At 62.8% G+C, this 16,945-nt stretch carries 19 protein-coding genes; 9 read left to right on the top strand and 10 right to left on the bottom strand.

Annotation, left to right across the window (positions count from 1 at the left end):
• Nucleotides 1–12 precede the first annotated feature (12 nt).
• From fmt to truA, 3 genes are read left to right on the top strand one after another with little or no spacing between them, the layout of a single operon-like run.
• Entirely contained in the window at nucleotides 13–948 is a 936-nt protein-coding gene (fmt, locus tag AC0L18_RS28220) for a methionyl-tRNA formyltransferase (RefSeq protein ID WP_473495114.1), read from the top strand.
• A complete protein-coding gene (locus tag AC0L18_RS28215; protein WP_473495113.1) occupies nucleotides 945–1,454 on the top strand; it encodes a GNAT family N-acetyltransferase in 510 nt (169 codons plus the stop codon). Before fmt ends, AC0L18_RS28215 begins: the two co-directional genes overlap by 4 nt.
• A gap of 17 nt (nucleotides 1,455–1,471) precedes the next feature.
• Nucleotides 1,472–2,233 (top strand): tRNA pseudouridine(38-40) synthase TruA, encoded by a 762-nt coding sequence (gene truA / locus AC0L18_RS28210; RefSeq protein ID WP_473495112.1) that lies wholly within the window; start codon nucleotides 1,472–1,474, stop codon nucleotides 2,231–2,233.
• 277 nt (nucleotides 2,234–2,510) lie between these two features.
• Here the strand turns inward: truA and AC0L18_RS28205 are convergent, their stop codons facing one another.
• The 6 genes from AC0L18_RS28205 to dapD all read right to left on the bottom strand — a co-directional run bounded on the left by AC0L18_RS28205 (nucleotide 2,511) and on the right by dapD (nucleotide 7,860).
• Nucleotides 2,511–3,116, bottom strand: a complete 606-nt coding sequence (locus tag AC0L18_RS28205) for a hypothetical protein (protein WP_023801567.1) — start codon at nucleotides 3,114–3,116, stop codon at nucleotides 2,511–2,513.
• 2 nt (nucleotides 3,117–3,118) lie between these two features.
• Nucleotides 3,119–4,318, bottom strand: coding sequence for a succinyl-diaminopimelate desuccinylase (dapE, locus tag AC0L18_RS28200; RefSeq protein WP_473495111.1), 1,200 nt, complete (start codon nucleotides 4,316–4,318; stop codon nucleotides 3,119–3,121).
• 289 nt (nucleotides 4,319–4,607) lie between these two features.
• Complete coding sequence (locus AC0L18_RS28195) at nucleotides 4,608–5,615, bottom strand: diguanylate cyclase domain-containing protein (RefSeq protein WP_473495110.1); 1,008 nt, start codon at nucleotides 5,613–5,615, stop codon at nucleotides 4,608–4,610.
• A 247-nt stretch (nucleotides 5,616–5,862) separates the two neighbouring features.
• Nucleotides 5,863–6,585 carry a hypothetical protein gene (locus AC0L18_RS28190; RefSeq protein ID WP_473495109.1) on the bottom strand — a complete coding sequence of 241 codons (723 nt, stop codon included), beginning with the start codon at nucleotides 6,583–6,585 and terminating at the stop codon, nucleotides 5,863–5,865.
• Between the two features lie 21 nt (nucleotides 6,586–6,606).
• Nucleotides 6,607–6,978: a DUF805 domain-containing protein gene (locus tag AC0L18_RS28185; protein ID WP_027152133.1), complete on the bottom strand. Its 372-nt coding sequence runs from the start codon at nucleotides 6,976–6,978 to the stop codon at nucleotides 6,607–6,609.
• A gap of 27 nt (nucleotides 6,979–7,005) precedes the next feature.
• Complete coding sequence (gene dapD / locus AC0L18_RS28180; protein WP_128175767.1) at nucleotides 7,006–7,860, bottom strand: 2,3,4,5-tetrahydropyridine-2,6-dicarboxylate N-succinyltransferase; 855 nt, start codon at nucleotides 7,858–7,860, stop codon at nucleotides 7,006–7,008.
• Nucleotides 7,861–8,003: 143 nt separating this feature from the next.
• Between dapD and AC0L18_RS28175 the strand changes: the two genes are divergently transcribed.
• Nucleotides 8,004–8,843, top strand: a complete 840-nt coding sequence (locus AC0L18_RS28175; protein WP_473495108.1) for an LOG family protein — start codon at nucleotides 8,004–8,006, stop codon at nucleotides 8,841–8,843.
• 36 nt (nucleotides 8,844–8,879) lie between these two features.
• Here the strand turns inward: AC0L18_RS28175 and AC0L18_RS28170 are convergent, their stop codons facing one another.
• Nucleotides 8,880–9,587: a pyrimidine 5'-nucleotidase gene (locus AC0L18_RS28170; protein ID WP_023801574.1), complete on the bottom strand. Its 708-nt coding sequence runs from the start codon at nucleotides 9,585–9,587 to the stop codon at nucleotides 8,880–8,882.
• A 162-nt stretch (nucleotides 9,588–9,749) separates the two neighbouring features.
• Here AC0L18_RS28170 and AC0L18_RS28165 point away from each other — a divergent pair, with 162 nt between their 5' ends.
• Nucleotides 9,750–10,511, top strand: coding sequence for a GGDEF domain-containing protein (locus tag AC0L18_RS28165; protein ID WP_473495107.1), 762 nt, complete (start codon nucleotides 9,750–9,752; stop codon nucleotides 10,509–10,511).
• A 106-nt stretch (nucleotides 10,512–10,617) separates the two neighbouring features.
• Here the strand turns inward: AC0L18_RS28165 and phhA are convergent, their stop codons facing one another.
• Nucleotides 10,618–11,454, bottom strand: coding sequence for a phenylalanine 4-monooxygenase (gene phhA, locus AC0L18_RS28160; protein ID WP_128175770.1), 837 nt, complete (start codon nucleotides 11,452–11,454; stop codon nucleotides 10,618–10,620).
• Nucleotides 11,455–11,589: 135 nt separating this feature from the next.
• Between phhA and AC0L18_RS28155 the strand changes: the two genes are divergently transcribed.
• A complete protein-coding gene (locus tag AC0L18_RS28155; protein WP_473495106.1) occupies nucleotides 11,590–12,066 on the top strand; it encodes an Lrp/AsnC family transcriptional regulator in 477 nt (158 codons plus the stop codon).
• 60 nt (nucleotides 12,067–12,126) lie between these two features.
• On the opposite strand, the gene argB is transcribed toward AC0L18_RS28155, so the two are convergent.
• Nucleotides 12,127–13,020: an acetylglutamate kinase gene (argB, locus tag AC0L18_RS28150; protein WP_077374521.1), complete on the bottom strand. Its 894-nt coding sequence runs from the start codon at nucleotides 13,018–13,020 to the stop codon at nucleotides 12,127–12,129.
• A gap of 75 nt (nucleotides 13,021–13,095) precedes the next feature.
• Nucleotides 13,096–14,619 carry an amidase gene (locus AC0L18_RS28145; protein ID WP_473495105.1) on the bottom strand — a complete coding sequence of 508 codons (1,524 nt, stop codon included), beginning with the start codon at nucleotides 14,617–14,619 and terminating at the stop codon, nucleotides 13,096–13,098.
• 216 nt (nucleotides 14,620–14,835) lie between these two features.
• On the opposite strand from AC0L18_RS28145, the gene AC0L18_RS28140 reads away from it, so the two are divergent.
• From AC0L18_RS28140 to AC0L18_RS28130, 3 genes are all read left to right on the top strand, one after another.
• Nucleotides 14,836–15,375, top strand: coding sequence for a sigma-70 family RNA polymerase sigma factor (locus tag AC0L18_RS28140; RefSeq protein WP_473495104.1), 540 nt, complete (start codon nucleotides 14,836–14,838; stop codon nucleotides 15,373–15,375).
• Nucleotides 15,372–16,070, top strand: coding sequence for an anti-sigma factor (locus AC0L18_RS28135; RefSeq protein ID WP_473495103.1), 699 nt, complete (start codon nucleotides 15,372–15,374; stop codon nucleotides 16,068–16,070). The genes AC0L18_RS28140 and AC0L18_RS28135 overlap by 4 nt, the downstream gene beginning before the upstream one ends.
• Nucleotides 16,071–16,304: 234 nt before the next feature.
• Nucleotides 16,305–16,862: a fasciclin domain-containing protein gene (locus AC0L18_RS28130; RefSeq protein ID WP_091596413.1), complete on the top strand. Its 558-nt coding sequence runs from the start codon at nucleotides 16,305–16,307 to the stop codon at nucleotides 16,860–16,862.
• Nucleotides 16,863–16,945: the final 83 nt, after the last annotated feature.

Below are 16,945 nucleotides of genomic sequence, written 5' to 3'. Positions count from 1 at the left end.
ACCCGGAACAAAATGCCCTTGCGCGTCATCTTCATGGGTACGCCCGAATTCTCGGTGCCGACGCTGCGGGCGGTCGCGGATGCCGGACATGAGATTGGAGCCGTCTACACTCAGCCGCCGCGCGCCGCCGGTCGCCGCGGGCTGGAACTGACGCCGTCGCCGGTGCAGCGAGAGGCCGAGCGGCTGGGCCTCGAGGTGCGGACGCCGGTGTCGCTGAAGAACGAGACCGAGCAGCAGGCGTTCCGCGCCTTGCGGGCCGATGTCGCCGTCGTCGTCGCCTATGGATTGCTGTTGCCCAAACCCATTCTCGAGGCGCCGCGGCTCGGCTGCCTCAATGGTCACGCGTCGCTGTTGCCACGCTGGCGCGGCGCCGCCCCTATCCAGCGCGCCATCATGGCCGGCGATACCGAGACAGGCATGATGGTGATGATGATGGAAGAGGGCCTGGACACCGGCCCGGTGGCGATGGCCGAAAAATGCGCCATCGGCCCCAATATGACGGCCGGCGAACTGCATGATCGGCTGATGCACATTGGCGCCGCGCTGATGGCGGAAGCGCTGGCTCGTCTGGAACGGGATGCCCTGACTTTTACCGCACAAGCGACGGAGGGGGTGACCTATGCCAAAAAGATCGATAAAGCGGAGACGCGCGTGGACTGGACGCGGCCTGCTGGCGAGGTCCACGATCATATTCGCGGCCTGTCGCCCTTTCCCGGCGCATGGTGCGAGATCGAAATTGCCGGCCGCCTGGAGCGGCTGAAACTGCTTCGCTCGACGCTTTCGCAAGGCGCCGGCGAGCCGGGAGGAATTCTCGACGACCGGCTGACGGTCGCCTGCGGGTCAGGCGCGATCAGGTTGGTCGAAGTTCAACGTGCGGGCGGAAGGCCCATTGCCGCGCAGGAGTTTCTGCGCGGGGCCAAGCTCGAAAAAGGAACGAAATTCTCATGAGCATGATGTCGATACGCGCGGCAACGCCGCGGGACCGCGAGGCGATCCGCCTGGTCGAGGAACACGCATTCGGCCAGCAGGCGGAGGCCGGCCTGGTCGACGCGCTGGTCAGCGGCGGCGATGCCGTCGTCGAACTGGTGGCGGAAGATGATGGACAGGTGGTCGGCCATATTCTGTTTTCGCGGCTTTACGTGCAGAACGGCGGCAAGAGCTTTCCGGCGGTGGCGCTGGCGCCTCTGGCGGTCGAGCCGTCATTCCATGGCACCGGCATCGGCGGTGCGCTGGTCCGCGAGGCGCATATCCGCCTGAAGGATGCCGGCGAGGTGCTGGCGGTCGTGCTTGGCGATCCCGCATATTATGGCCGCTTCGGCTACAGTCACGCGCGCGCCGAAAAATTCGAAAGCGAGTTCCAGGGCGAAGCGCTGCAGGCGCTGGTCTGGGGCGAAGCGCCTGAGACCGGCAAGCTGGTCTACGCTTCGGCTTTCGGCACCGCGCTCGCCGCCTAACCTCATCCTTCTTAGGAATGCCGCGTTTTCGCCTCGACATCGAATATGACGGCAGCCTCTATGCCGGCTGGCAGCGCCAGGCAGACCAGCCTTCGGTGCAGCAGGCGATCGAACAGGCGATCGAGAAATTCTGCGGCGAACAGGTCTCGCTGCGCGGCGCCGGCCGCACCGATGCCGGCGTCCATGCGACCGGTCAGGTGGCGCATGTCGATCTCGTCAGGGCGTGGCCTGATGACAAGGTGCGCGATGCCGTCAACGCCCACCTGCAAACGGCCAAGGCGCGCATCGCCATCCTCAAGGCGGCTGTGGTGCCGGATAGCTTCGATGCGCGTTTCTCGGCGATCGGCCGCCACTATCTCTACCGCATCGTCAACCGGCGCGCGCCGGCGGCGCTCGACAAGGGCAAGATCTGGTGGGTGCCGAAGCGGCTCGACGCCGAGGCCATGCACGAAGCGGCAAAGGTGCTGCTGGGGCGGCATGATTTCACCACGTTCCGATCGACCCAGTGCCAGGCCGACAACCCGGTCCGGACGCTCGACCGGCTGGATGTCAGTCGGCTGGGTGACATGATCGAAGTGCGAGCCTCGGCGCGCTCGTTCCTGCACAATCAGGTGCGCTCGATGGTCGGCTCGCTGAAGCGCGTCGGCGAAGGCGGCTGGACAATTGCCGACCTGAAAGCGGCGCTCGACGCGCGCGACCGTGCAGCCTGTGGCCAGGTGGCGCCGCCCGACGGACTTTTTCTTATCGGTGTGGACTACCCGCAGGCGGCACACGACTGAGTAAAAATCAGTCCTCGTCGTCTTCAACCAATTGTGGGAGTTGGCGCTGCCCCTCATCGCCCTGCTGGGCACTTCTCCCCGTATAGTGCGGAGAGAAGAGGCTGGCCGCAGCCGCAGCATCCTTCTTGCAACGTCTGTGGTTGGCAAAATCGTTGATGAGAGCTGCCCTCTCCCCGTCACTATACGGGGAGAGGGCAGCCGGCAGGCAGGTGAGGGGCGGCGCCAACGTCAGCAAGCGAAACCACACCGGGAATTCGGACAAATTCAATTGGATGCTTCAAGTGCCGGTTCCGCTCGGCGCGACGATGCCGAGCAGCGCCTGCAGCACGAACAGAACGACCAGCGACGCCACGAACATTCCGGCGAAGACAGCGCTGCCGACAGCCGCGCCCCTGCCGATGGCGACGTTTGTCATCCGCCAGGTCAGGATCATCGACAGCGCGAACAAAAGCAGCGACGCCAGTACGGCGAACTCGTTGGTGGACGGCAGGAAAAGCCTGATCAACGCCGCTGGCAGCATCATCCAGGCGATGATCGCCGACGCCCAGTTGCTGGCGACGACATAGTGGACGAAGCGCCCGCCGATGCCGGCGCGCGGCGCGACGAGGGCAAGGCCGACAAGCGGCAACACCCAGACGCCGATGTCGACTGTCGCCAGACGGATCAGCATGCTGAAGCGTCCGGCGAATGCATTCGGATCGCCGATCTCGTTGGCGAGGCCGACCCAACCGACGATCAGCGCCGGTGCCGCGACGACGATGGCGAAGAAGGAATTCCAGAAACCGTCGGCCGAAAGGTCGAACTGGCGCAGCCCATCGGCCTTGCCGAGCATCAGTCGCCAGGCGCCGTTGAGCGAAGCATAGGTTTCATCCGACGAAAGCATGATTACGATGCGCCTTGCTCGAACCAGTCTTCGATGAAGCGCTGATAGATCTGCGTCAGCGTCTCGAGGTCGGCAAGTGCGACGCGTTCATCGACCATGTGCATGGTCTTGCCGACCAGCCCGAACTCGACCACCGGACAATAATCCTTGATGAAGCGTGCGTCGGAGGTGCCGCCGGAGGTGGAAAGCGCCGGCTTCCTGCCGATCACCGCCTTGACCGAACCGCTCAGTGCTTCGATCAGCCGCTCGTCGCGGGTGAGGAAGACGTGGCTCGGCCGGTCGCGCCAGGCGAGTTCGTAATCGACCGGCGTCGTCTTGCCGGCCCGGTATTTCTTTCGCTTCGCCGCCTTGTCGAGACGGTTGTGGATTTCCGCCTGGATGGTCTCGGCGGTCCATGTGTCGTTGAAGCGGATGTTGAAGGTGGCGGTCGCCTTTGCCGGAATAACATTGGTGGCCGGATTGCCGACGTCGATCGAGGTCACCTCCAGATTGGTCGGCTGGAAGTCCTTGGTGCCCTTGTCGAAGACTGGCTGCAGCAAGGCGTCGACCAGCGTCATCAGGCCGCGCACCGGATTGTCGGCAAGCTGCGGGTAGGCGGCGTGGCCTTGGCGGCCGTTGACGATGATGCTGCCGGACAAAGAGCCGCGCCGGCCGATCTTGATCATGTCGCCCAGCGCATCGGGATTGGTCGGCTCGCCGACGATCGACGCATCCCATTTTTCGCCCTTGGCGACCGCCCATTCGAGCAGCTTTGTCGTGCCGTTGATGGCCGGCCCTTCTTCGTCGCCGGTGATCAGCAGCGAGACCGAGCCTTTCAGGCCGCCTTTCGACTCGAGATGGCGCGCCACGGCGGCGATGAAACAGGCGATGCCCCCCTTCATGTCGACGGCACCGCGACCGAACATCTCGCCCTTGGCGATCTCGGCAGCGAAAGGCGGATGCGTCCATGAGGTCTCGTCGCCGACCGGCACCACGTCGGTATGCCCGGCGAACATCAGGTGCGGACCGTTGCCGGAGCGCCGCGCATAGAGATTTTCGATATCGGGCGTGCCGTCCTCCGAGAACAACGGGCGCTCGACGGAAAAGCCGAGTGGTTTCAGCATTGTTTCCAGCGTGCTCAGTGCCCCGCCCTCGATGGGTGTCACGGAGGGGCAGCAGATGAGGGCGGCGAGATTTCCAGCGGGATCGGTCGGCAACGTCATGGGCAAAAGCGTTAGTCGAAAGCGCAAGGCCTGTCACGGCCAGACATAAGGGCCAGCCATCCCGCCGACACTATGGTTTTCATGGCGTATTGTCGCACGCCTGATGCATGTCGCCCAAAAGGCATGGCCTTGGGCTTGACCCGTGCGGGCGCAGCGGTTTTGGGCAAATGCGCATAAAACAAACAAAGGCTTAAAAGTGCGTCGCAGGAGTCGCTTCAGACGCGACGCACTTAGGCGGGATACGGGATATTGCATGGACTGAGCGACAAAGGCCCAATAATCGCTGTGGTCAGTTCGCGGCCCGCACGTGCGCCCGGTAACGGCCCTTTCCGGTGCGTTTGGCTTCATAGAGCGCGTGATCGGAGCAGGTGAGAAGAAGTTCCGGCTCGCCGCCGTCGGCAGGCGAGAAGGCACTTCCAATGCTCAACCCGATGCGTATTGCGGTGCCCACGCCAAGGTCGAAAGGTACCGAAATCTTCTCAATGGCCCGCTTTGCCAGCATGGTGGCTTCGATCTCGGATGTGTCGGGCAGCAGGATCACGAATTCGTCACCGCCGATGCGAAAGACCACATCCCCCGGTCGGAAAGCGCGCTTCAATCGTTCGGCTACCTTGCGCAGCAGCATGTCGCCGACCGCGTGGCCGAAGCGGTCATTGACGTGTTTGAAGCCGTCGAGGTCCATGCTGAGAACGGCAAACGGCCTGCCGCCGTTTGCTGCCGGCGTCGCAAGCTCGCTGCACATGCCGCGCAGTTTCTCCTGAAGGAAGATGCGGTTTGGCAGGCCGGTCAGCGCGTCCTTGATCGCCAGATCGCGATTGTCCAGTTCGGCGCGGATCATGCGGGCGTTGATCGCATGATTTTGAAGCAGCACGATGATGACGCCGGCCACATAGAAAGGCACTTGAAATCCGACGATCGACATTCCGGGCGCCGGAGATAACAGCGCGCCAACCAGGAAAGGCAGGCTTACGGCCAGCATGACGAATATGGCGTAGCGCGGGGTCGCTGCGTTGCGCGATGACACCACGCCGACGACGCCTGCGACGTTCAGGGCAGCCAGCACGGCAAGCGCCATATCCCCGCTGACGACGCAGCCATAGCAGCCGAGGCCGAAAATCAACGACCATGACCCACCGGCGGCCATGAGGCCCGCCAGCGGCCCCGTTCCCCCGCGCTTGCGGGTCCGCTCACATTCCCGCATCAGCAGGAAGCGGACGGCAAACAGAATGAGGTCGGCCGCCATCCAGGCGTAGGGCCACCGGTCGCCGGTGACGACCGCGGCGCCGACTGCCAGCACCAGGACACTGATGGTGCCGAACAGGACAGCGAATTTGCGCTCGAAAGTGGTGTCGAGAAGCCGCGCGCGGACAGCTTCCGGTTCCGCTCTGATCGGTGAAGAAAACCAGGCGAACAGCCGCGCGCCGGCGCTTCGCTTTCCGCGCGTTTTCGGGTTGGCCAGGGGTTCGTCGTGTGCCAGTCGAGTGCTCCGTGCCGGTCGACACAGTCTTCACAGGGCATGCTGGACCAAGGTGATTAAGATTAGCTTAGGTAATTGGACGAGCCGACCGCAATGGACCGTCGATCAGCGTGATCTTTTGCCAGATCTTTCGCGACAGATTGGAGCCCAGGGACTCGATGTCGTTGACGCCATCGACGACCACATCGTCGTTGACCGATTGCGCGAACAGCGCGGCGATCTTGCCGGTGATCGACAGCATTTCGGAGCAATAGTCGAGGTAGCGCGCGAGATCGGCACGGTCGGTTATGCGTGCCGGTGAATGCGATGTCGGCTTGAAATCGGTTGAAAGCGCTGCCGGATCCTTGGTCAGCTGATGCATGTCGATGACATGGATCAGCGATCGCAAGCCATGAAGCTTGCGAAACACCTGCTTGCGCTTGATGCGCTCCTCGGTCCGGATCAAGGCCAGGAAGCCGAGCATCGCGAGGATGATCATGTTGATCAAGGATTCGATGCCTTGCACCGACTGGATGGCGTCGTGGGTTCCCGAGATGCGGCCGAGCGGAAGGATGGTGCCGACGAACAGGAACATCAGCGCGCCGGCGGCAATGGTGACGATGACGACGCCACGCAGCCACCAGATCGGCGCTTCCAACGCCTTCGCCGCCTTGGCCAGATCACGCGACAGCGACACAAGTTCTATGGCGACGCCACGCAAGCCGGTATCGGGAAACCGCTCGGCGACGCGTTTTTCCAGTCGCTCGGCAGTTTCGATGATCAGTTTCGCATCAAGCGTGCGGTAGCGCATGGCTAGAGACCCGCCCGGCGCTCAGGATTCGGCCGGCGCATTGGTGCGTTTGCCGTAGCGGTTGGGTCCGGGATCACTTTTGAAAAAGGCCAGAATGACAAGGAGAATGGCGCCGACGATGAGAGAGATCAATGCGTAGTAGGTAGGCTTGCCGAAATCATGGAACCGCTTCGCCGTTAGCGCAAAGGTCGACCATGTCGAGACGACCACAGCGATCCACCAGGCGAGCGCCCAATACTGACTTGCAGCAGTGCCCAACGGCGTTCGCGAGAACTGGTAGAGCAGGAAAAGCTGAGTGAGGAGCGGCAAAAGACCCGCCAAAACATAGGCGCTGGGGTTCACTCGCCCGGAAAGGCTGAAGAAAAGCCATAGAAATCGAGGTCTGTCGAGCAAGCGGGTAGGTCCGTTTTTTTGAAAAGATCAATCGCGAAGCAGTTCATTGATCGAGGTTTTGGAACGGGTCCTGGCATCGACCCGCTTGACGATGACGGCGCAGTAGAGGCTGGGACCCCAGTTTTCGCCTGGCACGTTCTTGCCCGGCATCGTGCCCGCCACCACCACTGAATTGGCTGGCACTTCGCCGTAGAAAACCTCGCCGGTGGCACGGTCGACGATCTTGGTCGACTGGCCGATGAAGACGCCCATGCCGAGTACCGAGCCTTCGCGCACGACGCACCCTTCAACCACTTCGGAGCGTGCGCCGATGAAGCAGTTGTCCTCGATGATGGTCGGGCCGGCCTGCATCGGCTCCAGCACGCCGCCGATGCCGACGCCGCCCGACAGATGCACATTCTTGCCGATCTGGGCACAGGAGCCGACCGAGGCCCATGTGTCGACCATGGTGCCGCTGTCGACATAGGCGCCGACATTGACGAAGGACGGCATCAGCACGGCACCTGGCGCGACGTAGGCGGAGCGCCGCACGATCGATGACGGGACGGCACGGAAACCTGCCTTCTCGAAGTCGATGGCGCTCCAGCCGTCGAATTTCGACGGCACCTTGTCCCACCACACCGCCTGGCCCGGACCACCCTTGATGATCTCCATCGGGTTGAGTCGGAACGACAGCAGCACCGCTTTCTTCAGCCACTGGTTGACATGCCATTTGCCGTCGGCCTGGCGCTCGGCAACGCGGACAACACCCCGGTCGAGCAGGTCGAGCGCCGCCTGGATGGCGTCGCGCGCTGCGCCGCGGGTTGCCGTCGAAATCGTCTCGCGTTCCTCGAAGGCGGTTTCGATGGTTTTTTCGAGGCTCGCCAGATCGGGCTTTGACATGAATTCGCTCCGTTACCAAGCTGTTAAGGGGCCGCACCTTAACCTGTTTTGAAAGTCGCCGGACCCTATGTGAAGGCTTGGTGAGGGTCAATCGCGGCTGCGTCGCGGGACGGCGCAAGTGAATAATTGGACGGGTAGGTAATATGACTCCTATGGAAAAGGCGGGGTGGACGCCGCTGCCGCATTCGGACGAGGATCTGGAGCGGTCGAAAAGCGTGCCGGACACGCCGCAGACGCGTGCCGAGACCTACCGGTTGGCATGGAACGATCCCGACTTCATGACACGGCGCGAATTGCGCGCGGTCAGGCTGCAGCTCGAACTGTTGAAGCCGGAGATGATCCTGGCCGAGCGCGGCATCGGCTCGACCGTCATCCTGTTCGGCGGGGCGCGCATACCCGAGCCGGGCGGTGAAGCCTGGGCGGCCAAGAACGAGACGCAGAAGGAAAACCTCGAGAAAAACAGCAAATATTACGAGGAAGCGCGAAAATTCGCCCGGCTCTGCTCGCAGCAGTCGGCCACCTCCTATTATCGCGAATTCGTCGTGGTGACAGGCGGCGGACCCGGCGTGATGGAAGCCGGCAACCGCGGCGCCGACGATGTCGGCGCCCCGTCGATCGGCCTCAACATCGTGTTGCCGCACGAGCAGGCGCCGAATGCCTATGTGACGCCGGAGCTCTGTTTCAACTTCCACTATTTCGCGGTCCGCAAGATGCATTTCGTCATGCGCGCCAAGGCTGTCGCGGTGTTTCCCGGCGGCTTCGGCACGATGGACGAATTGTTCGAAACGCTGACCCTGATCCAGACCGGCCGCATGGAGCGCGTGCCGGTGATCCTGTTCGGCAAGGCTTTCTGGAAACGGGCGATCGATCTCGATTTCCTCGCCGAGCAAGGCACGATCACCCCTGGCGACCAGGACATCATCGATTTCGTCGACACCGCCGACGAAGCCTGGGGGATCATCAGCCGCTTCTATCAGCTTTAGGCCGCGGGCTTCGATCCGGCTTTACGAAGCAACGGCTCAAGCGGTGATGTCGACGATCGCGGTGAGGAATTCGGCAAGATCGTCGGTGACGAAATCCACATCGTCCTCGTGGCCCGGGTCACGTTCCCAGATTTCCGAGAAGGTCGGCTCGAAGTTGCGCGGCACAACCAGCACCGTGGTCATGCCCAGCGATTTCGGCACGGACAGGTTGCGGGCCAGATCCTCGAACATCACCGCATTGTGGCCGGTGACCGCGTGGAGTTCCGCGAACTTCTCGTAGGTCTGGCGGGCCGGCTTGGGGTTCAGCCCGGCAGCGACGATATCGAAGATGTCGTCGAAATGATCGAGGATGCCAAGTTGGCGCGCGGTGCGTTCGGCATGCCTGCGGTCGCCATTGGTGAAGATGAACTTGCGGCCGGGAAGCTGGCGGATGGCGGTGCCGAGAACGGGATCGGGAACCAGCCAGGAATAGTCGATGTCATGGACCTTCTCGAGAAAGTCGTCGGGATCGATGCCGTGGCGCGCCATCAGACCGTTCAGCGTCGTGCCATATTCCCGGTAGAGTTCCTTCTGCAGCTTGCGGGCATCGTCGCGTGGCAGCGTCAGCAGTTCTCCGACATAAGCGGTCATCTTTACGTCGATCTGCGAGAACAGGTTCGAATGGTGCGGATAGAGGGTGTTGTCGAGGTCGAACACCCAGTCGGTGACATGGGCAAAGCGGGCGGGATCCGGGAGCGTGGTCATGCAACCCCTTATGGCACGAAACAATGCCTTTGGCAGAGGCTTTATCCACAACTTATGCGCGTCATGGGTGGCGAAAATGGCCCGATGATTCAAATTTTAGGCATCGCCGAAAGGTGCCATTCAGGGCTTGGTGGCACATAGACGGTCCAGGGGGAACCAGCGATGAGCCGCATATTTCTGAAGTCTGCCGCCGTCGCTTTCGCCTCCCTCGCAGTCTCGCTGTTGTTGACGCTGATCGTCGTTCCGGCAATGGGCTTTCCGATCAACCGCACGATCTGGCTGACGTCCACGGTCTGCCCGCTGGTGCTCGCCTGGATCGCCAGCGCCTACACGTTCTGGCAGGGCGAGAGGTTGAAAGGCGCTCATCGCGACCTCGCCCGCGCTCATGCCCAGCTCGCCGCTGCGCATCGGCGCCTGTCGGAGAAGGCAAGCCGCGACGACATGACCGGCATGCTCAACCGCGAGAGCTTCTTCGCCGCCCTCGAGGCCACCCGGCGTAGATCCGATCGCGGTGCGTTGCTGATCATCGACGCCGATCACTTCAAGCTCATCAACGACAGCTACGGCCATCTGACCGGCGACGATGCGCTGCTCCTGATTGCAAGCGCGATCGAGCGCGGCGTGCGCAGCGGCGACGTGATCGGCCGCATTGGCGGCGAGGAATTCGGTGCGTTTCTGGTCGGCGCCACCGAACAGGAAGCCAAACGCGTCGCTGAACGCATTCGCCGTGAAGTCGAGCTGATCCGCTTCCGTCCCGTCGATGAGCGGGTCATACCCCTCACCGTCAGCATCGGCGGTGTCACCTGCGGCGAGGATGCCGGCGTATCGGATCTGATGCGTGTCGCCGACCGCCGCCTTTACCAGGCCAAGGATCGCGGCCGCAATCTGACCATCCTGGACAGGGACGTTTCCGAAGCGGCCTGAGCGGTCCCATCTTCTCGGCTTCCGGCCTGCCGATGGATCGCCATCACAGCGCGCCACCAATAACGCCCGCGCCGATCGGCCGCGAGCGTCCGAGCCGGGCCAGCGTCTAAAGTTTTGCCGGGTCGAGCGCCGGCTTGCCCTTGTGGCGTCCGATGATCGCTGCCATGTCGGCGACGTTGTGGAAGGCATCGCGCAAAACGTCGAAGGACGGCAGCACGAAATAGGCGCGCTGGAACTTGTCGATCTCATAGCTGGTGCGCATTACCGTTTCCAGATCGAAGGGAACATGATGCGCGTCCTTGCTTTCAACCGCGAATTGAAGTTCGGCAAAGGACGACATCAGCCCGGCGCCGAAAGCCTTCAACGGTTGGCCGGCCTCCTGGATCAGCCCGTACTCGACGGTGTACCAGTAGAGGCGGCTGATCATCTCGTCGCCGCCGAGCGCGATCAGATGCTCGGCCTTCTCGCCATACATCTGCATGAAATCGGCAAAGACCGGCTGGGTCAGCACCGGCACATGGCCGAAGAAGTCGTGGAACATATCCGGCTCGACGATGTAGTCGAGCTCTTGTTTCGTCCGCAGCCAGTTGGTCACCGGGAAGCGCCGGGCGGCCAGGTGGACGAAGAAGGCCGGTGCGGGAATGAGGCCCGGCACGGCGACGATTTCCCAACCGGTAAGCTTGCGCAGCTTCTCGCTGACCACACCGAAATCCGGAATCCTGTCGAGCAGGCCCAGCGTGGCGACGCCGTCGAGATAGGACCGGTGTGCCAGCTTTTTGGTCAGCTTCGTTTGGCGGTCGCACAAAGTACGCCACACTGCCTGCTCGTCAGCTGTGTAGTTGTAGCTCTGCTCAACGGTGAAATCGGCACGGCAGACCGAATAGTCGCCGCGAAGGCCTTGCGCCGCGCATTCGCGGGCGTAATCGGCAACGTTCATCGTCATGGCTGTTCTCCCTGGAAATCACGACTAACATCTTGGAAGTTTAGCCGGATCCGGTGAGGCAAATCCGCTTTGATGATGGCTCGAACAGGCGATTTGAGGTAAAAGCCACCACAGCAGAGCTGCAGGAGAGTGAAAGTGCCTCAGGTTGACGATTTTGAGATCAAGATGCTCGATATCTTGCAGCGCGATGGGCGCAAGCCTGTGTCCGAACTGGCCCAGGAGATCGGGCTTTCGACGACGCCATGCGCGCGCCGCTTCGAGGCTCTTCAGAGCGCCGGCATCATCAAGCGCTTTGCCGCTGTGCTCAGCCGCCGCGCCATCGGCCTGATGGTCGAAGTGTTCATTCAGGTGCGCCTGGTGACCCACAGCGACGGGTCGCCCGAAACCTTCATCGCCGCCGTGCAGCGCATGGACGAGGTGTCGTCGTGCTGGACAATGACCGGCGACTACGATTTCCTGCTGCATGTGATGGTGCCGTCGGTCGACGAGCTCAACGCCTTTGTCATGCACCGGCTGATGCGGCTCGACGGCGTGCGCGACGTCCACACGCAGCTCGTGCTGCAGAACATCAAGGGGCCGGGCCACGTGCCGCTTGGACACCTCAGGCGATAAGTTCGCCTGGTGCCTGCTGCTCAACCTTAGGTTGATACTCCAAAAAGTTGCAGCCTGCGCTTACCGCACGATCAGTGTGCCGGCGCCGTGTTCGGTAAACAGTTCGAGCAGCACCGAATGCGGCGTCTTGCCATTGAGTATGACGACGCCTTCGACGCCGCGCTCGATCGCCTCGATGCAGGTCTCGACCTTGGGGATCATGCCGCCCGACACCGTGCCGTCCTTGATCAAGGCCTTGGCCTCGGCGACGGTCAGTTCGTCGATGAGCTTCTTGTTCCTGTCGAGCACGCCGGGCACGTCGGTGAGGAACAGAAGGCGTGTCGCCTGGCAGGCGCCGGCGATGGCGCCGGCGAAGGTGTCGGCATTGATGTTGTAGGTGTGGCCGTCACGGCCCGGCGCCACCGGCGCCAGCACCGGGATCATTTCGGACCGCGCCAGAAGGTCGAGCAGGGTGCGGTCGACCTCGACCGGCTCGCCGACGAAGCCGAGATCGAGCACACGCTCGATGTTGGAGTCCGGGTCGATCATGGTCTTGCGCGCCTTTTCGGCGAAAACCATGTTGCCGTCCTTGCCGCACAGGCCGATGGCCCATTCGCCCTCGGCATTGATCAGCGCGACGATCTCCTTGTTGATCGAGCCGGCCAGCACCATCTCGACGATCTCGACCGTCTTCTGGTCGGTGACGCGCAATCCGCCCTCGAACTTCGATTCGATGCCCATCTTGCTCAGCATGGCGCCGATCTGCGGCCCGCCGCCATGCACGACGATCGGGTTCACGCCGGATTGTTTGAGCAGCGCGATGTCGCGGGCAAAGGCCTTGCCGAGCGCGATGTCGCCCATGGCGTGGCCGCCATACTTCACCACGACCGTCTTGTTCTCGTAGCGCTGCATATAGGGCAGCGCCCTCGAAAGCAGCGCGGCCTGCATTTCGGCGGTGGCGGCGAGGTCCGTCATTCGGCTTGGTTCCCAGCTTGGCATGAACGGCGGCGTCTTAGCGGGAATTGGAGCAGGGGGCAAACGGCTTTGCTGTCACGTCAGGTGAAATCGGCCTGCTTTCATACGGGGCACCTGCAGTGGCGCCCGCCGCGTCAGCCATCCCGAAATCTTTTCCATTTGCGCGGCGAGGGACAACAAGGTCTCCTCGTCGCCGGGGCGGCCAGCGGCCTGGATGCCGAGCGGCAGGCCGGCATCGGTGACATGAACAGGCAGCGCGATCGACGGCTGGCCGCTGACGTTCTGGATTGCCGGCCAGTGGGTGAACCACAGGCTCTTGTCCATCAACTGGCCGAACAGCGGCTTGAATTTCAGCAGGCGGGCAAGCCGCAGCCTGTCGAGCATTTCTTCCAGGAACGCATCTGCGCCTTTTGGATCCATCGCGCCGCAGGCGAGCGGCGGATGCGCGATGACAGGCATCAGCACGGCATCGTACCGGGCGGTCTCGATGATCAGCCGGCGCGACGTGGCATGCAGCCGCTGCAGGCTGGCATAGATCTCGCCGGCCGAAAGAACTTCGCCGAAGGCGCTCATCACCCGCGTGGTGCGTTCGATATCACCCGAAATGGAGCGGCCGACGCGCAAGACCTCGCCGCGCATCGTGCCGGCCACCGCCGCGGCGACGGTTCTGGCGAAATCAGCGATGAAATCGCGATCGATATAGGGCAGGTCGATCTCCTCTATCGTATGGCCGCCTTCGCGCGCCAAAGCTATCGCAGTGTCCAGCGCCGCCAGCGTCTCGGTCGATATCGGCAGGCCGAGCGGCGATTTTCGGTAGACCGCCAGTTTCAGCTTGCCGGGGTCACGCACTGCTGCGGCGGCGAAAGTTCCTTTCGGCGTCGGCGCCGCATACGGCGACAGCGGATCGGGCCCATGCGTCAGGTCGAGCAGCAGGGCCGAATCACGGACCGAGCGGGAAACGGCGTGGTCGATGACCAGGCCGTACCAGCTTTCGCTGACCAGCGGCGTCAGCGGCACGCGGCCGCGCGAGGTTTTCAGCCCGACCAGCCCGGTGCAGGCGGCGGGAACGCGAATCGAGCCGCCGCCGTCCGAAGCATGTGCCACCGGCACGACGCCGGCCGCGACCAGCGCCGCCGCACCTCCAGACGAGCCGCCGCTGGTATGGGCTGTATTCCACGGATTGCGGGTGATGCCGAAAGCGGCGGATTCGGTCATCAGCCTCAGCCCATGTTCGGGCGAGGTGCTGGTGGCGATCGGGACGAGGCCGGCGGCCAGATGGCGTTCGGTCATCACCGAGTCGAAATCGGCAACGAAAGCCGGAATGCGGCTGCCGCCGTGCGTCGGCACGCCTTTCATGGCGATGCCGAGATCCTTCAGCGCGAAGGGCACACCGGCCAGCGGCAGCTTGCGGTCGATGGTTTTCGCGCGCGTCCGCGCCGCCTCGTAAAGCGGCTCGGCGATGGCATTGATATCCGGGCGAGTGGCCTCGGCCCGCGCAATCGCCGCGTCGACGAGTTCCTGCGGCGAGATTTCTCCTTTGCGCACCAAGCCGGCCAGGCCGGTAGCGTCATGTTCCCACAGGGTCCGTTCGACCGACATTCTTGCTCCCCCAACTATCGGCAAGCTAGAGCATCGGATTCAAAAGTGGAAACCCGGTTTTGGGAAAATCCGATCCTCAAAAAGGTCGGCTCTTTCTCGTCAATGGAAGCCGACGGCGCTCCCGATGCACAGGAACGCTTCCGCCGTTGCAACACATTGCAGTGGAATGATCTGGGGCAATTGCCTAATTTGGGCAATTGCTTAATTTGGCAGCCGATGACGCCGCAGGACATCAGCGACCTGATCGTCCGGACTTCGATGAAGGACCGGGCTGCGTTCGATCTGCTCTACCGGCAGACCAGCGCGAAACTTTTCGGCGTCTGCCTTCGTGTATTGAAGGACCGGGGAGAGGCAGAAGAGGCGCTGCAGGAGGTCTTCGTCAAGATATGGACGAAGGCCGACCGTTTCGCTGTCTCGGAGCTAAGCCCGATTTCCTGGCTGGTGGCCATTGCGCGCAATCACGCGATCGATCGGATAAGGGCGCGGCGAGAGCCTGTCGCCTATATCGACGCTGCGCTCGACGTCGCCGATCCGGCGCCGGGACCGGAGGCTGCGGCTGTTGCGGGCGGTGAATCCGGGCGCATCTATCGTTGTCTCGACGAATTGGAAAAGGACCGGGCGGCGGCCGTCCGGGGCGCTTATCTGGAGGGCGAAAGCTATGCCGAACTGGCGGCGCGCCATGACGTGCCGCTGAACACGATGCGAACCTGGCTGCGGCGCAGCCTGTTGAAGCTCAGAGAGTGTCTTGAAAGATGATGCGGGCAGAGGATGACGGACCGGAATCTGGGGGCGACGACCTGTTTGCCGCCGAATACGTTCTTGGCGTCCTGGCCGCGGACGAACGCGAGATTGCGTCACGCCGCATCGACGCGGACGCCGCTTTCGCGCACCTTGTCGATGCCTGGGAGGCGCGTCTTTCGCCGATGGCCGACGCCTATCCGGAGACAGAGCCGCCGATCAGGGTCAAGGAGGCATTGGATCGCCGGCTGTTCGTCGCAGAGCCTCGCGCCGGCCTCTGGTCAAGCCTTGCCTTCTGGCGCGGTCTTGCAGCCGCTTCCGTCGCGGCGTTGGCGATCTATATCGCCGAGCCTTACCTCAACCCGCCGGCCGAGCCGCCGCGGCTCATCGCCTCGCTGGCTGCCGATGGCAGCGACGTCAGATACCTCGCCGTCTATGATGCCGCCCGTCGCGAGGTCGGCCTGTCGCATGTCTCCGGCGAGCGCGCCGCCGGCAAGGATTTCGAGCTTTGGATGATCGAGGGCAAGAATGCGCCGGTCTCTATGGGCGTCATGCCGGCCGGCCAGACCGCGCGTATGACCATCTCCCCGGCCGTGCAGGAAAAACTTGCGCAAGGCGCCGTGCTTGCGGTCAGCCTTGAACCGACCGGCGGTTCGCCGACCGGCCAACCGACCGGCCCTGTGGTCGCTGCGGGCGAACTGAAGAGCATCTGATCGCCCCTGTCTGCTAATCACCCCTATCTGCCGATTTTTCGAGAATATTTTAAATCTATCGCCTGTGGTGACTTTAGCGGGAAAGCATGCAGTCTGTAAGAGTCCTGCCCTGAAAATCATGCTCGCCGTTATAAAAATAAAATTTTCTCCTGAGCGGGCGAAACTCGGGCATTTATCCCCCGTATCTCCTTGCGCCCCAAAGAGGGGAAGAAATAAACTGAGGAGATAGAAATAATGCGTAAGTTCGCCACCCTTTTGCTTGCCGGAACGGTCGCCGTCTCCGCGCTCGCCACCGCCGCCTATGCCGAAAATCCGATGGTCGGCGGCGCCGCCATGTATGCCACCCGGAACATCGTCGAGAACGCCGTCAATTCGAAGGATCACACGACGCTGGTCGCGGCCGTCAAGGCCGGCGGTCTCGTCGACACGCTGCAGAGTGCCGGTCCCTTCACCGTGTTCGCGCCGACCAACGAGGCCTTTGCCGCCCTTCCGGCCGGCACCGTCGATACATTGCTCAAGCCCGAAAACAAGGACAAGCTGGTCAAGATCCTGACCTGCCACGTCATCGGTGCCAAGGCGATGGCCGCCGACGTTGCCAAGATGGCCATGGACGATGGTGGCGCGCACAAGGTCAAGACGGTTGGCGGCTGCGAGGTGACGCTCAAGGCCGAAAACGGCAAGGTCACCGCGACCGACGAGAACGGCAATGTCGCCAATGTGACCGTCGCCGATGTCGAGCAGTCGAACGGCGTCATCCACGTCATCGACAAGGTTCTCCTGCCGAAGATGTAACGAAGCGGGCGTCGCCAGCGAACATATGGCTGAGGCTCCATGCCGAGTGCGCGGGTTTCCGCTTGCGTGACCCGCGCAATCGA

This window comes from Mesorhizobium sp. WSM4819 (assembly GCF_055811215.1).
The sequence above is the reverse complement of the archived record's forward strand: the minus strand, read 5'-3'. Positions and strand labels throughout refer to the sequence as shown.

What these genes read in the sequence shown, in the direction of transcription:
- phhA (WP_128175770.1), bottom strand. Translation starts at nt 11,454, where the DNA reads ATGACGATGAACGTTGCCGATTACGCCCGCGAATGCGCGGCGCAAGGC.
- AC0L18_RS28170 (WP_023801574.1), bottom strand. Translation starts at nt 9,587, where the DNA reads ATGACCACGCTCCCGGATCCCGCCCGCTTTGCCCATGTCACCGACTGG.
- truA (WP_473495112.1), top strand. Translation starts at nt 1,472, where the DNA reads ATGCCGCGTTTTCGCCTCGACATCGAATATGACGGCAGCCTCTATGCC.
- argB (WP_077374521.1), bottom strand. Translation starts at nt 13,020, where the DNA reads ATGACGGACCTCGCCGCCACCGCCGAAATGCAGGCCGCGCTGCTTTCG.
- AC0L18_RS28205 (WP_023801567.1), bottom strand. Translation starts at nt 3,116, where the DNA reads ATGCTTTCGTCGGATGAAACCTATGCTTCGCTCAACGGCGCCTGGCGA.
- fmt (WP_473495114.1), top strand. Translation starts at nt 13, where the DNA reads ATGCCCTTGCGCGTCATCTTCATGGGTACGCCCGAATTCTCGGTGCCG.
- AC0L18_RS28215 (WP_473495113.1), top strand. Translation starts at nt 945, where the DNA reads ATGAGCATGATGTCGATACGCGCGGCAACGCCGCGGGACCGCGAGGCG.
- AC0L18_RS28135 (WP_473495103.1), top strand. Translation starts at nt 15,372, where the DNA reads ATGATGCGGGCAGAGGATGACGGACCGGAATCTGGGGGCGACGACCTG.
- AC0L18_RS28190 (WP_473495109.1), bottom strand. Translation starts at nt 6,585, where the DNA reads ATGCGCTACCGCACGCTTGATGCGAAACTGATCATCGAAACTGCCGAG.
- AC0L18_RS28140 (WP_473495104.1), top strand. Translation starts at nt 14,836, where the DNA reads ATGACGCCGCAGGACATCAGCGACCTGATCGTCCGGACTTCGATGAAG.
- AC0L18_RS28145 (WP_473495105.1), bottom strand. Translation starts at nt 14,619, where the DNA reads ATGTCGGTCGAACGGACCCTGTGGGAACATGACGCTACCGGCCTGGCC.
- dapE (WP_473495111.1), bottom strand. Translation starts at nt 4,318, where the DNA reads ATGACGTTGCCGACCGATCCCGCTGGAAATCTCGCCGCCCTCATCTGC.
- AC0L18_RS28165 (WP_473495107.1), top strand. Translation starts at nt 9,750, where the DNA reads ATGAGCCGCATATTTCTGAAGTCTGCCGCCGTCGCTTTCGCCTCCCTC.
- dapD (WP_128175767.1), bottom strand. Translation starts at nt 7,860, where the DNA reads ATGTCAAAGCCCGATCTGGCGAGCCTCGAAAAAACCATCGAAACCGCC.
- AC0L18_RS28175 (WP_473495108.1), top strand. Translation starts at nt 8,004, where the DNA reads ATGACTCCTATGGAAAAGGCGGGGTGGACGCCGCTGCCGCATTCGGAC.
- AC0L18_RS28130 (WP_091596413.1), top strand. Translation starts at nt 16,305, where the DNA reads ATGCGTAAGTTCGCCACCCTTTTGCTTGCCGGAACGGTCGCCGTCTCC.